This is a genomic window from Roseiterribacter gracilis (genome assembly GCA_018332375.1).
GTDB classification, from domain to species: Bacteria; Pseudomonadota; Alphaproteobacteria; order BOG-932; family Roseiterribacteraceae; genus Roseiterribacter; species Roseiterribacter gracilis.
Genome location: BOPV01000001.1, coordinates 2,401,256 through 2,413,978, shown reverse-complemented (window position 1 = coordinate 2,413,978; position 12,723 = coordinate 2,401,256). Strand labels below are relative to the sequence as shown.

Genomic DNA, 12,723 nt, shown 5'->3' with positions numbered 1-12,723 from the left:
GTCAGACCGTCTTGTAAAAGAAACAGCAGGTGGCGCGCATGCTGTTGTCGGCCGTCATCGCGTAGCCCGGCACTTCGCCGAATTTGATCCAGCCTTCGCGCGCATAGAGCCGGTCGCCGGCGCTGTCCTTTTCGGTGTCGAGCACCAGCAGACTGCGCCCCGCTTTGCGCGCTTCGTCTTCGGCGGCGCGCAGCAATCGCGCACCCAGCCCGCGACCGCGCGCGGAGCTGTGCACCAGCAATTTGGAAATTTCGGCGCGGTGGATCTGATTTTCCTGCGGCGCGAAAATCACCTGCACCGTCCCTTCGATGCGTCCGTCCAGTTCGGCGATCAACACCAGCCGTTCGCCGTGCAGGTGGCTGGCAAGCGCGCCATCCCACCAATGTTCGGCTTTGGCACGCGTCATCGGCCAGACGAAATTGACCGACGCACCATGCTCGACCGAATCGACCAGCAGATCGACCAATGCATCGCGTGCGTCGTGCACGGGCGGCAGAACGCGAATCGCATGCGCCGTCACGCAACCGACTCCAACGTCAGAATGACCGCGTAGCGCGCGGGCTTGCTGGTCGTATTGCGAAACGTGTTGCGGTCGACCAACCGCATATGCAGGCAGTCGCCCACCGACAATTTGTAGTGCTTGCCGCCGCTTTCGATTTCGATCTCGCCTTTCAACGCCCAGACATGTTGGTCGATGACGCGATGGCGGCTGCGTTCGAACGACACTTCCGCGCCGGGCGGGAAATCGATTTCGACGATCTTGACCGGCGATCCCGTGCCGGCCGGCGCAATGTCGCGCCTGATGTAGCCGGTCGACGGATCGGTCCAGACGGTCTGCTCGGCGCGGCGCAACAAGGGTGAGGTCGTTTCGCGCGCAAACAATTCCGACAGGCTGATTCCGAGGCCAGCGCATAGTCGGTCGAGCACGACTGCGCTGGCGTGGACTTCGCCGCGCTCGATGCGCGAAACCATGGCGCGGCTGACGCCGGTGCGTGCCGCGATGTCGTCAAGCGACAATTTCAGCGCCGCGCGCCGTTCGGCGACGCGATTGCCGATCAAGTCCGAAAGCTGGCTTTCTTTGGCGCTTTCACTATCATCCACGATCTGAGAGTATCCGTCTCATATCGTAGAGTCCAGGGTGATCGTCATGCAGAAGCAAAGCTGGTCGCAGCGTACGAACGTTGCGCAGGCGCTGGGCAAGATCGACGGCGAAACCCGCGCAGTCGTGCCGCCGATCCATCTTGCGACGACCTTCATTCGCGACGACGACAACCAGTACCGGTCGGGCTTTGTCTATGGACGACCCGACAATCAAACGGTGCGCGAAGCTGAAGCCGTGATTGCGATGCTCGAAGGTGCTGCGGCTTCTATGGTGCTGTCGTCGGGCATGTCGGCAGCGGCGGCCGTGTTCATGTCATTGGCGCCCGGCGATCATGTCGTCGTGTCGAAAGTCATGTATTGGGCGCAGCGCAATTGGCTGCTCACCGACGCCAAATCCTGGGGCATCGAAGCGACCTTCGTCGACAGCGACAATCTCGATGCGGTGCGCGCCGCGCTGATCCCTGGGCGCACCAAACTGGTCTGGATCGAAACCCCGGCCAATCCGCTATGGACGGTGACCGACATCGCGGCGGTTGCTGCGTTGGCGCATGGCGTCGGCGCGCGGCTGGCGGTCGATTCCACCGCAGCGACGCCGGTGCTGACGCGGCCGCTCGAACTTGGCGCCGACATCGTGATGCATTCGGCGACCAAATATCTGAACGGTCATTCCGACGTCGTTGCCGGCGCGTTGGCAACGAACAAGCAGGACGAGTTCTGGGAACGGATCGCCCGCTTCCGCCGCAGCGTCGGCACGATTCTCGGACCGTTCGAAGCGTTTCTGTTGATCCGCGGCATGCGCACGCTCGATCTGCGCGTGCGTGCGGCGTGCGCCAGCGCGCTGGATCTCGCCGCGCGCTTTGACGGACATGGCTGCGTGTCGACGGTGCTCTATCCCGGTCTCTCCACCCATCCCGGACATGCGATTGCGGCCAAGCAGATGAGCGGCGGTTTTGGCGGCATGTTGTCGATCCGGGTCAAAGGCGGCGAGGCGGCTGCGATCAAAACCGCGGCGCGCGTCGCGTTGTGGAAACGCGCAACGTCGTTGGGCGGTGTCGAAAGCCTGATCGAACATCGTGCGTCGGTCGAAGGCGCGGGATCGCCGTGCCCGACCGATTTGCTGCGCCTGTCAGTCGGCGCCGAAGATCCAGCCGACCTGTTCGCGGATCTCGATTCAGCGCTGCGCGACGCGCACCGGAACTAGCGTTTTCCGCCGGCGAGTTTCTGCGCTTCGCTGCGTGCGCGCAGCCGGCTCATCGCAACAACGCCCAACGCCGGCCCGATTGCCAAGGTCGCGAAAGCCCAACGCCAGCCCATCGTGTCGAACGCGTACGGGATCAGGTGGATGCTGAGCAGCGTGATCAGAAAGCCGACGCACATCTGCACGGTCAGCATCGTACCGGTCAGGCTGCGATCGCTGAGTTCGGAAACCGACGCCGAGAATTGCGCCGAGTCGGAAATGACTGTGATGCCCCACACGAGTGCGACCGCCAGCGTGATTGCAGCCGGGCCGCCATAGCTGAATCCGATCAGCACCGCACAGCTGCCGCTGATCGCCATCGACACGATCGTGACCAGGGTGCGTCCCCACCGGTCGGCACTCCAGCCGCCGCCGAGACAACCGATGGCGCCGGCTGCAACGACGGCGAAGGCTGCGTAGCGCGGATCGAGCGGCGGCGTATCTGCGTAGCGTGCGGCGAAGCTCGCAGCGAGAAACGGGCCGATCCAGGCCCACATCGCATACAGCTCCCACATATGGCCGAAGTAACCGAGATTGGCCAACAACAGCGGACGGTTGCGGAACGCCTGCAACGCATTGCGCGGTTGCAACGGCGGTGCTGCAGCAAGCGGCGCGCCGATTGCGACGAAGCGGATCAACATCGCCGCGAGCAACGTGCCTGCTGCAGCGCCAGCGATCGGAATGCGCCAATCGACACCGCCAAGTCCCGCCAACGCATGCGGCAGCGACGATCCCAAGGTCAGCGCGCCAACGAGCAATCCCATCAACAGGCCGAGATCGCCTTTGGCCCAAGTCGACGCGAGCTTCATGCCGACCGGATAAATCCCGGCCATGCACATGCCGGTGACAAGGCGCAGCAACGGCACCGCGATCGATGTCGGCTCACACAACAGAATCAGCAAATTGGCGATGCAGGCGATGAGCGCGGAGGCGCAGAACAAATTTTGCAGATCGAACCGGTCGGGCAGGCTCAGCAGCGCGCTCGTCAGCGTGCCGATCACGAATCCGGCTTGCACCGAACTCGTCAGCAACGCTTCGTAGAACGGCGTCAGTACCCAATGTTGGCGAATCGCAGCAAGCGAGGCGGTGGTTGCGAACCACGCCGACATCGCCGCAACGATCGCGACGGTGAGCAAGGTCAGCGACGCAAATTTACGCGCGGCCCAGTCCGGATCCTGGCGAACGATGCTTGTCATGGAATGCGATCACCCTGCCAGCCACGGATTCGGCGGACAAGCGCCGCTGCCGCCAGCCTCATGCCATGAAAGACAGAATCCGTCTGTACAATATGTGCTGACATGGCATCTTTCGGCCGCCCCGAATTGCGGGGCCGACAGAAGGGGGAGATGTTCCAGGATGAAGCTCACGACCGCTTTGGCACTGGCCTGTTTTGGACTTGTTCTGGCCAGCGCGCCGGCGTCGGCGCAGAACGCCGATGACGCGAAATGGATCAAGCGCTGCGTCGACGACAACAAAGACGAGAAGCAGACTCCCGCCGTGATCGCGGCCTATTGCTCCTGCATGACCGCGCTGATGGATTCGAACGAAACCCAATCGGTTTCGCAGTGGGAAAAGACCCACAAAGCCGAAGAAAATAAGTGCGGCAAGCAATCGGGTTGGGTCGGTAAGTAAGCCGCCCGTACTGTCACCGATGCGAGAGGCCGCGGCATTGCCGCGGCCTCTTTTGTTTTGCGTCGCGCGGTTCAGCCGAAGGCAGGATCGGGGAAGGGCGAGAAAAGACCGTTTTTCGTTGCTGCACCGGTCAGCTGCACATTTTCGTTCGCGTCGGCGAAGTTGAGCAGAAGCTGCGCGCGCGACATGCCCGCATTCAGCGCGTCGACCTGTACCTTCAATCCCGCCGGATCAGGCGCGCGACCCAGAATGTTCGTGTACATCGCCGTCGCAAAGTCGTTGTTGTTCAGCGTCGTTCCAAAGCGCGCAGTGAATTCGGCGGCGCCAAGAAAATTCTGCGCCAAAGTCAGTTTTGCCGTGCCTGAATCCAGTGCGCCCGCCTGCACGCGCAAACCGCCCTCGTCGGGTGCACGACCAAGTGCTGCTTGATATAGGCGGTAAGCCGATGCGCCATTGCTGCCGAGATCGGTCAGCACGACACCGTCGTCAAAGCGGATACGCTCGATTCCGGTCATCGAGTCGGTGCCGTCGGCGGTCGTGGTGACGAAGGTCGCAGTCGAACCGATCGTGATCGTTGCGGCGCTCCATTTGCCATTGAACACAGCCGTGTCGCGACCGGCGCCACCATCGAGCGTGTCGTTGCCCGCACCACCGACCAGCGTGTCGTCGCCACCGGCGGCGCCGAGATTGTCGTTGCCGTTGCCGCCTTCCAGCCGATCCTTGCCCGCACCAAGCGCGAGATTGGCGCCTTCGCCGAGACGGATCACGTCGTCCGCGTCAGTGCCTTTGAGCAGCATCGTGCCGGTGACGGCGAGCGACAGCGGCTGATCGGAAATCGTGACGCTAACGCCGTCATTGCCGCCGCCGACATCACCGAAATAGAGATATTGGTTGTTCGTCGAATTGACCGGGCGCCAGCGCAGCAGCACCGCGCCACCTTCGCCCAGCGAAAGGCCGCCGACCGGCGTCGAGCTGTCACCGTCCATCCGCCAGAACGTGGTGCTGGTGTAGTCGATGCCGCCCGCCGCCGTCGAACCGACGAGGCGTCCGTTGCTCCAATATGCGGGATCGGTGGACAGAGTCGGCTGCTGATAGCCGCCGCGGAAGCTGATATTCGCGTCTTCGATTGCCAGGCTGTAGCTGTTGTTGCCTTGCGCGTTCGCCGGCAGGCTGAGCGGATTGCTGGTCAGAATGTTCGACCAATAGAGAAAGTCGAGGTCGAAGCCGGATGCCGCGCCACGGCCGCCCGACACGACGTGATCGTCCTCGATCAGAATCCAGACCGTGTCCGATCCGCTGAAGGCGGACAGGTCGACGCGATAGGCCCCGGTCTCTTTGCCCGCCATGCCGAGATAGGTCGGGGTCAAAGTCACAGTCGGCATCGATTTCTCCCGCAGCGGTTGGTTCGCGGCCAAGCAACCGCAAGCTTCGGGCGTTTCGCATCCTTCATTTGAAGGAGCAGCGTGCGTCTCGTAAATTTTTTGGCAGGTTTCGGCGCCTTAATTTCGGCGCGTGCCGCCCATGCCTGAGGACCGCCTGCTACGCCTTATCGCCGCAATCTATGACGCGGTGACGGATGACGACGCCTATGCCGGGTTGGCGGAACTTCTCGCAGCAGAAACGGGAGCGACCCACGCCTGGTTTCCGCTCTGCGATGCCCAGGGCGAGCTGCTCGGCGTGCCGATGCATAATTTTCCTGTCGCAGATGTGATCGGACCGTACGGCGCTCACTACGCGAAAATCGATCCGTGGAAACTCGCGCTCGACATGCTGCCGGCAGGACGGCCGTGGCGGCTCGACGGATTGGTGCCGGTCGAACGCATGCTGCGCAGCGAAATCTATAACGACCTGATCGAGCCGACGACCGGCGGTGTCGTCCATTGCATGGGAACGCCGTTTGTCGCCCATGACAGCAGGGGCACGCTGAGCCTGATGCGCTCGCAACGCGCCGGAAGTTTCGACGACGATGATGAGGCGCTGGTCGCACGGTTGGCGCCGCATCTTGGCCAGATGCTGAGTTTGCGTACGCGCTTACAAGGTTCGGGGCGTCGCGCTTTGTATGCAGAAGACGCGTTGGACACGGTTCCATTTGGCGTGCTTCGCTGCCGCGTCGACGGGCGTGTCACCTTCGCCAACCGGCAAGCGCGCGCGATCTTCGATGCGAATGACGGGCTTCGTACGTCGCCCTTGTTGGAGTGCGCGCTCCGGTCCGCGCAGGCCGCCTTGTTGACGCGGTTGCGCGCGGTCGTTCGCGGCGTTGTCGCCGAAAGTGCTTTGCAGGTCGAGCGGCCGTCCGGCGCACCGTCCTATCGCGTGATCATCTTACCGTTCGCGACCTCGCAACGTACCGGTGACGATGAGGCGCTGGTGTTCGTGCACGATCCCATGACGCAGGATGCCGGACTGCAACAACGCGCGGCGGAGCTGTTCGGATTGAGCCCGGCCGAAGCCGATCTCGCGGTTGGATTGGCGCAAGGCGAAACCGTGCAAGAGATCGCCGATCGGCGGCAGGTGCGGATCTCGACTGTACGCTCGCAATTGCAGTCGGCGTTGGCCAAGACCGGCGCTGCGCGGCAGGCTGATCTTATTCGCGCGGTTCTCTCGGTGGGAACCGCGCGCCGGCTCTAGCCTACAAAGCTGCGACGCAATCGATCTCGATGTCGAAATGGCCGGGCCAAGCCGGCACGTTGACGAAAATCCGCGCCGGCGGATCCTTGGGGAAATAGCGCGCATAGATCGCGTTCACGACAGCGAACTTCGCAACCGACGTGCAGTACACGTTGCATTTGAGAACCTTGTCGAGCGACGAGCCGGCAGTCTCGACGCACAGTTTCAGTTGTTCCAGAACCAGTTCGGTCTGACGTTCGATCGGTGCGTCGACAATTTCGCCGGTGGCGGGATCGAAGGGCGGAAAGCCCGACACGTAAATCGTATCGCCATGCCGCGTGACCGCGGATGTCGGCGCTTTCCAACGTTCGAGCCAGGTCGATAGTGGTTCGACGCGAATGATTTCCCGGACGGCCATGCGAACTCTCCAGCTGCGAACCGGCGATCATGCGCAGTCGGCGTCGGCAGGCCAGCGAATTCGTTTCGGTGAAGCGACCGGTTAGGTATCGAGAAACGCAGCGAAGGATGCGGGCGGCTCGCGGTCGGTGATCAGTTGATTGGCCAATGCCGCTTCGTCCGCGTGACCCAGCGCCATGCCGCACACGACGACCTGATTCGGATCGAGCGCTAGTTCGGTGCGAATGACGTCGTGATAGCTCGCGAACGCGGCTTGCGGGCAAGTGTCCAGGCCGAGATGCCGCGCGATGGTCGAAATGTTCTGCATGAACATGCCGAGATCCATGTAGGACGCGATGGCGAGGTCGCGGTCGAGCGTGAAGATCATGCCGACCGGCGCGCCGAAGAAGCGGAAATTCTGATCGCTCCAGGCGCGCGCCTGGTCGCGGTCGCCTTTGCCGATTCCCAACAGCGAATAGAGATCCCAACCGACTTTGCGCCGGCGCGACAAATACGGTTCGGGCCAGGCCGCGGGGTAGTAGCCGTATTCCGGGCGCGGTTCGTGTGCGCCGTCGGCGCGCGCCGCCAGGATCGCATCGGTGAGGCGCGTCTTGGCCGCGCCGGTCAGAACATAGACGCGCCACGGTTGCGTGTTGTTGGCGCTGGGCGCGCGCGATGCAGCGGCAAGAATCTGTTCGATCGTATCGCGCGCCACCGGCGTGTCGAGAAAGGCGCGGACCGAACGGCGGCTCGTAATCGCATCGAGCAAGAGCGTTACCCTTTTTTCTTTTTGCGTGGCGCAGCGGCAGGGAAGGCCTGCAAGGTCATTTCGATCAGATCGTAGAGTTCGTCACGCGCAACACCGCTGGCCGCCTGCACCGCGGTCCCTTGCAGCATCGTCGATACGTAGCGCGCAAGCGCTGCCGTATCGGTGCCGGCAGGCAGGTCGCCTTCTTTGACGGCACGCACGTAGCGCGCCCGCAGCATCGCTTCGTTGTCGCTGCGGCGGCTCGTCAGTTCTTGTTTGATCGCGTCCGAACTTTCGGCGCAGGCGAGCGCGCCGTGCACCAGCAGACAGCCGGGACCGTTTTTGCGCGTCTGCGAGTCGATCGTGCCGCGTAGGAAGATCGCCGTCGCTTCCCGCGCGGTCGGCGCCGCCATCGCGGCTTCGGCGACAGCGCTATACGCGTCCGTGTAGCGATCGAGCGCCAGGCGGAAGAGGCCTTCTTTGTTGCCGAACGCGGCGTACAGGCTGGGCGGATTGATGCCCATCGCGTCGGTCAGCTCGGCCAGCGACGCGCCTTCATAGCCTTTGCGCAGAAACACCTGCAGCGCATCATCGAGCGCCTTCTCTTTGTCGAAGGCGCGGGGGCGACCGACCGCCATCAGACCCTCTCTTTGTCGATCTGCGACATTTTATACAGGTCACTACATAAGTCGCTTGACCCGGATCGTCCAGAGGCACATCTGTAGCGGGCGTTACAGAAAAAGCCCCAAGCGGCTATGGAGAACCATCATGGCGAAGACACTCACTGGCAAAGTCGCGATCGTGACCGGCGGTGCCCGCGGCATCGGCGCTGCGGTTGCCAAACGGCTCGGCGCCGACGGCGCTGACGTTGCGATCAGCTATTCGGCCTCGGCCGACCAGGCCAATGCAGTGGTGCAGGAGCTGAAAGCGAAAGGCGTGCGGGCAGTTGCGATCAAGGCCGACGCATCCGACCCGAAACAAGCTGCGAAACTGATCAGCGACGTGGTCGCGCAGTTCGGCAAACTGGACATTCTCGTCAACAATGCGGGCGTCTATGCGCCCGGCGCAGTTGGTGACGCAGCCGCCGACACGGCCGCGTTGGATCGTCAGCGCGTGGTCAATTACGACTCGGTCGTCGCCGGCATTCGTGCTGCGGCACCGGTGATCAGCGATGGCGGCCGGATCATCACGATCGGTTCGTGCCTGGGCCAGGACGTTCGCTTCCCCGGCATCGCCGACTATGCCGCGACCAAATTTGCGGTTGCTGGCTATAGCCGCGGCGCTGCGCGCGATTTGGGTCCGCGCAACATCACCGTCAACGTGGTGCAGCCGGGTCCGATCGACACGGACATGAACCCGGCGGACGGCGAGCATGCCGACGGCCAGCGCGCTGCCTTGGCGTTGAACCGCTATGGCAAGCCGGAAGATATCGCGGCCGGCGTTGCGTTTCTGGCTGGTCCGGAAGCGTCGTTCATAACCGGCACGACGCTCAGCATCGACGGCGGTTTCGGCGCGTAATCGGAAAACTTGGCGCAACCGGTCCGCTGGCGGACCGGTTGCAGCTGGTTCATTTACGGGTTGTTTCCTGTTCCGCCGCAGCGTCGGTGCAGGAGATCCGGCGATGTACAAATTCCTCATCGCGCTGTGTTGCGCGACCGCTCTTACGACAAGTGCTGCGTTTGGCCTCGATCTTACGGCGGAATGGGAAGCGCTGGGCCGCACCTACATTCTATCGTGCCAATCCAACAATACGCTCGACATCGCGCCGTTGCGCGGCTTGTACACGGACGACGCGGTCGAGGTGTTTTTCTCGCCACGCGCTGCGCCGCGCGTCACGGTCGGTGCCGCGGCGATCGAGGAAAATGCCGAGCGCAATTTCCGGCGTATGCGCCAAGGCAACGTCAAGTCGGTCCTGCGTTACAAGATCGTCGACCGGCAGGAACAGAACGGCACGGTGGTCGATCGCGGCTTCTACCGGATCCAAGGAATGGGCCCGCACGGCGAGATGGACGAAATCGGCCGGGTGGTGATTGTGCAGCGAAAAGGCGCAGATGGGCGCTGGCGGCAGCAATTTCACGGCAATGTGCCGGCCACGCGTGAAGAGTTCGAGGCCGCCGAGGCGATCGCGCTCTACTGACTCTGCTTGACTTGTTCAGCCGCCGGCGGCATCGCGACGGACCATTTCTTCGTCGGAGTTGCCGTCATGGATTCGCTGTCGCTCGACCAGGCCCGTACCATGCTGCGCGGCGTTTTCGCCAAGTCGGCTGAGCTGCAACTGAAACCGCTGGCCTGCGTCGTTCTCGATGCCGGCGGCATCCTGATCGCGTATGAGCGCCAGGACGGCAGCTCGAATCTCCGCTTCGAGATTGCACGCGGCAAAGCCTATGGCGCGCTGGGCGTCGGCGTGTCGTCGCGCGCGATCGCAACCATGGCCAACGAACGCCCGGTTTTCGTGCAGTCGCTGATCGACGCGTCGAACGGGCGCGTCGTGCCTGCTGCCGGCGGCTTGTTGGTGCGCGACGCAAGCGGCCGCGTGCTCGGTGCAGTCGGCGTCACCGGCGATACGTCGGACAATGACGAACGTTGTGCCGCCGCCGGCATCGAAGCGGCCGGCTTGCTGACCGACCCGGTCCCGAACGCCTGATTTAGCGGCGAAACCGCTCCCGGTTTTCATTTCTGATCATGAACTGAAATCCGGGAGGCGCTGCGCGCCTATCTTACCAGCGCCATTGCCGGTGCATCCGGCAACGTGATCGTCACCGTGGTTCCGTTGCCGGTGCCGCTGATCACGGTCAGCGAACCGCCATGCAGTTCGGCCAGGCGCTTGGCGATCGGCAAGCCCAGCCCGACGCCGTCATGCTGCCTTGTCAGCGCGTTCTCGACTTGGCCGAACGGCTCCAGCGCGACGCGAATTTCGCCCGGCGCCATGCCGATGCCGGTGTCGGTGACCTGCAGCACGAATCCAGTTGCCGCGTCGTGCCGCGCAAGGACGGTGACGTTGCCGTCGCGCGGCGTGAATTTGATCGCGTTGGTCAGAAGGTTGAGCAACATCTGGCGCAGGCGCGTCGGATCGCAGACCGGCTCCAGCCCCGCTTCGATATTCGCCGCCAAGGTCACGCCGCGCTGCGCTGCTTGCGGGCGCACCAGATCGAGACAGCCTTCGACCAGCGGCGCCAATGCGACGCAGCGCACATCCAGCCCCATCTTGCCGCCTTCGATCCGCGCCAGGTCGAGCAGGTCGTTGAGCAGCGCCAATAGATGGCGGCCGGCATCGTTGATGTCGGTGCCGTATTCTTTGTAGCGCTCGGACAGCGGGCCGAAGAGCTCGCTCTGCAGGATTTCGGAAAAGCCGATGATGGCGTTGAGCGGCGTGCGCAGCTCGTGGCTCATATTGGCAAGGAACTGCGTCTTGGCGCGGTTGGACGCTTCGGCTTCGTCTTTCGCCGCAGCCAGGCGGCGTTCGCTTTCGACGCGTTCGGTGATGTCGTTCTGGACCGCGACATAGTGGGTGACGCGGCCATTCTCGTCGAAGACCGGGGCGACGCGCAGTTCGCAGTGAAACGGCGATCCGTCTTTGCGCGTGCCGATCAACTGCACCGTACATTCGCGGCGTTCCAGCAAGGCGCGGCGCAACTCGACCATGGTCGCGCTTTCGTCCTTGCCGGTCAGTAGCAGATAGTTGCTGCCGATCGCTTCGTCGCGCGTATAGCCGGTGATGCGTTCGAACGCCGGATTGACGTCGACGATCGGCATCTCCTTGTGGCGCGCATCGATGATCACGATCGAGCTGGCGCTGGCATGGACCGCGCGCGCCGCCGTGCGCATACGCTCCAACATCGATCGTGCGCGTGCCTCGGATTCGGCCAGCGCGCGGCTGCGCGTATGAAGCCGGTCGAGCAGATCGTCGAACGCGTGTCCCAACCGCCGCAGCTCGTGGCTGCCGCGCATCAACCGCACGCGCGCGGCTTCGTCGTCGCGTTGCCGTTCGATCGTGGTCAGCAACTGTCCGACCGGGCGTGCGACGGTGCGGCGCCAGATCAAGGTGATCGACACGGTGCTAAAGGCGAGTGCGGCGAGAAACGCTACCAGCTCGCTGCGCGTATCGGCGCTGACGGCGCCCAGCAGCTCGGTCTCGGGCAGCGAGACGCCGATATAGAACGCGTTCCAGGGGTCGTTGGCCGGCGGCTCGAAACCGACGATGCGCGGCGCACCGTCCTTGTCACGCGCGGCGCGGACACCGGCATGGGTTGCGGTCAAATCCGGCGCATGCAGTTCGGGCGGCTGACGTCCGACCTGTTCGGGATCGTAGGGCAAGCGCGCAATGACGTTGCCGCGCCGATCAGTGATCAGCGCAGTCGCACCGGGGCGCAACGGAAAGTCGGCCAGTTTCCGGTTCATCTCGTCGACGCGAAACGCGGCGACCAAGGTGCCGATGATGCGGCCGGCTTCGTTGGTGATCGGATAGGCCAGCGGAACGATCTGCTGCAGGCTGACAAAGCTGGTCGTCAAATCACCGACGACGAAGCCGCGCGTTTCGCGCGCCGCGCGCACATGCGGCCGTTCGGACAGGTCGATACCGTGGCCGCTGCCGCATTGGACGATGCCCTTCTCGTCGGTGGCGATGATGGCGCCGTAAATCGGAAAGCGCAGATAGAGCCGGCCCAGCAGACGGTCGCATTCTTCGACGCGACGTTCGAGAATTGCCGGAAGGTCGGCGACCGACGTCAGCAGCTGCTGACCGCCTTCGATCGCCGCGCGTAGTTCGGTGGCGAGCTGGCGCGCCTGCATCTGCGCCGCGAGCTGAACCTCGTACACGCGCTCGTCATGCTGCCGCGCCTCGTGCAGCGCGACGACACCCAAGGTGGGCAGCACCGCCAGGGCGATCAGCAGCAACAGGCGCGTAAGCAGCGACATCCTTCCTCCCCCTGCTAGGGGGCGCAGAGGTGCTGAAAGAACCCCTAACTACCGCGACGAAGCGAGAACATTGCGGCTTCCAGCCGCA

General features: G+C 63.5%; 14 protein-coding genes. 6 read left to right on the top strand and 8 right to left on the bottom strand.

Going from position 1 to position 12,723, the window contains the following annotated elements; all coding sequences use genetic code 11:
* Position 1 precedes the first annotated feature (1 nt).
* Both TMPK1_RS11885 and TMPK1_RS11880 read right to left on the bottom strand, forming a co-directional pair.
* A complete protein-coding gene (locus TMPK1_RS11885; RefSeq protein WP_420243228.1) occupies positions 2–520 on the bottom strand; it encodes a GNAT family N-acetyltransferase in 519 nt (172 codons plus the stop codon).
* Complete coding sequence (locus TMPK1_RS11880) at positions 517–1,101, bottom strand: helix-turn-helix domain-containing protein (RefSeq protein ID WP_420243227.1); 585 nt, start codon at positions 1,099–1,101, stop codon at positions 517–519. Before TMPK1_RS11880 ends, TMPK1_RS11885 begins: the two co-directional genes overlap by 4 nt.
* Before the next feature lie 46 nt (positions 1,102–1,147).
* Here TMPK1_RS11880 and TMPK1_RS11875 point away from each other — a divergent pair, with 46 nt between their 5' ends.
* A complete protein-coding gene (locus TMPK1_RS11875) occupies positions 1,148–2,302 on the top strand; it encodes a trans-sulfuration enzyme family protein (protein ID WP_420243226.1) in 1,155 nt (384 codons plus the stop codon).
* Here the strand turns inward: TMPK1_RS11875 and TMPK1_RS11870 are convergent.
* Positions 2,299–3,534, bottom strand: a complete 1,236-nt coding sequence (locus TMPK1_RS11870; protein ID WP_420243225.1) for an MFS transporter — start codon at positions 3,532–3,534, stop codon at positions 2,299–2,301. The genes TMPK1_RS11875 and TMPK1_RS11870 overlap by 4 nt on opposite strands.
* 160 nt (positions 3,535–3,694) lie before the next feature.
* On the opposite strand from TMPK1_RS11870, the gene TMPK1_RS11865 reads away from it, so the two are divergent.
* Positions 3,695–3,970, top strand: a complete 276-nt coding sequence (locus TMPK1_RS11865) for a hypothetical protein (protein ID WP_420243224.1) — start codon at positions 3,695–3,697, stop codon at positions 3,968–3,970.
* A 71-nt stretch (positions 3,971–4,041) separates the two neighbouring features.
* Here the strand turns inward: TMPK1_RS11865 and TMPK1_RS11860 are convergent, their stop codons facing one another.
* The gene (locus TMPK1_RS11860) at positions 4,042–5,352 is read right to left on the bottom strand and encodes a DUF4214 domain-containing protein (protein ID WP_420243223.1); all 1,311 of its coding nucleotides are present in this window, start codon (positions 5,350–5,352) and stop codon (positions 4,042–4,044) included.
* A gap of 139 nt (positions 5,353–5,491) precedes the next feature.
* Between TMPK1_RS11860 and TMPK1_RS11855 the strand changes: the two genes are divergently transcribed.
* A complete protein-coding gene (locus tag TMPK1_RS11855) occupies positions 5,492–6,598 on the top strand; it encodes a helix-turn-helix transcriptional regulator (protein WP_420243222.1) in 1,107 nt (368 codons plus the stop codon).
* Position 6,599: 1 nt separating this feature from the next.
* Here the strand turns inward: TMPK1_RS11855 and TMPK1_RS11850 are convergent, their stop codons facing one another.
* The 3 genes from TMPK1_RS11850 to TMPK1_RS11840 form a co-directional block, all read right to left on the bottom strand.
* Entirely contained in the window at positions 6,600–6,995 is a 396-nt protein-coding gene (locus TMPK1_RS11850) for a RidA family protein (RefSeq protein ID WP_420243221.1), read from the bottom strand.
* An 81-nt stretch (positions 6,996–7,076) separates the two neighbouring features.
* Entirely contained in the window at positions 7,077–7,742 is a 666-nt protein-coding gene (locus TMPK1_RS11845) for a nitroreductase family protein (RefSeq protein WP_420243220.1), read from the bottom strand.
* Between the two features lie 5 nt (positions 7,743–7,747).
* Positions 7,748–8,359, bottom strand: coding sequence for a TetR/AcrR family transcriptional regulator (locus tag TMPK1_RS11840; RefSeq protein WP_420243219.1), 612 nt, complete (start codon positions 8,357–8,359; stop codon positions 7,748–7,750).
* Between the two features lie 130 nt (positions 8,360–8,489).
* Here TMPK1_RS11840 and TMPK1_RS11835 point away from each other — a divergent pair, with 130 nt between their 5' ends.
* The 3 genes from TMPK1_RS11835 to TMPK1_RS11825 all read left to right on the top strand — a co-directional run bounded on the left by TMPK1_RS11835 (position 8,490) and on the right by TMPK1_RS11825 (position 10,365).
* Positions 8,490–9,239 carry an SDR family NAD(P)-dependent oxidoreductase gene (locus TMPK1_RS11835; RefSeq protein WP_420243218.1) on the top strand — a complete coding sequence of 250 codons (750 nt, stop codon included), beginning with the start codon at positions 8,490–8,492 and terminating at the stop codon, positions 9,237–9,239.
* Positions 9,240–9,342: 103 nt separating this feature from the next.
* Positions 9,343–9,858 (top strand): YybH family protein, encoded by a 516-nt coding sequence (locus TMPK1_RS11830; RefSeq protein ID WP_420243217.1) that lies wholly within the window; start codon positions 9,343–9,345, stop codon positions 9,856–9,858.
* A gap of 66 nt (positions 9,859–9,924) precedes the next feature.
* Positions 9,925–10,365: a GlcG/HbpS family heme-binding protein gene (locus TMPK1_RS11825; protein ID WP_420243216.1), complete on the top strand. Its 441-nt coding sequence runs from the start codon at positions 9,925–9,927 to the stop codon at positions 10,363–10,365.
* Between the two features lie 68 nt (positions 10,366–10,433).
* On the opposite strand, the gene TMPK1_RS11820 is transcribed toward TMPK1_RS11825, so the two are convergent.
* Positions 10,434–12,635, bottom strand: a complete 2,202-nt coding sequence (locus tag TMPK1_RS11820) for an ATP-binding protein (protein WP_420243215.1) — start codon at positions 12,633–12,635, stop codon at positions 10,434–10,436.
* Positions 12,636–12,723: the final 88 nt, after the last annotated feature.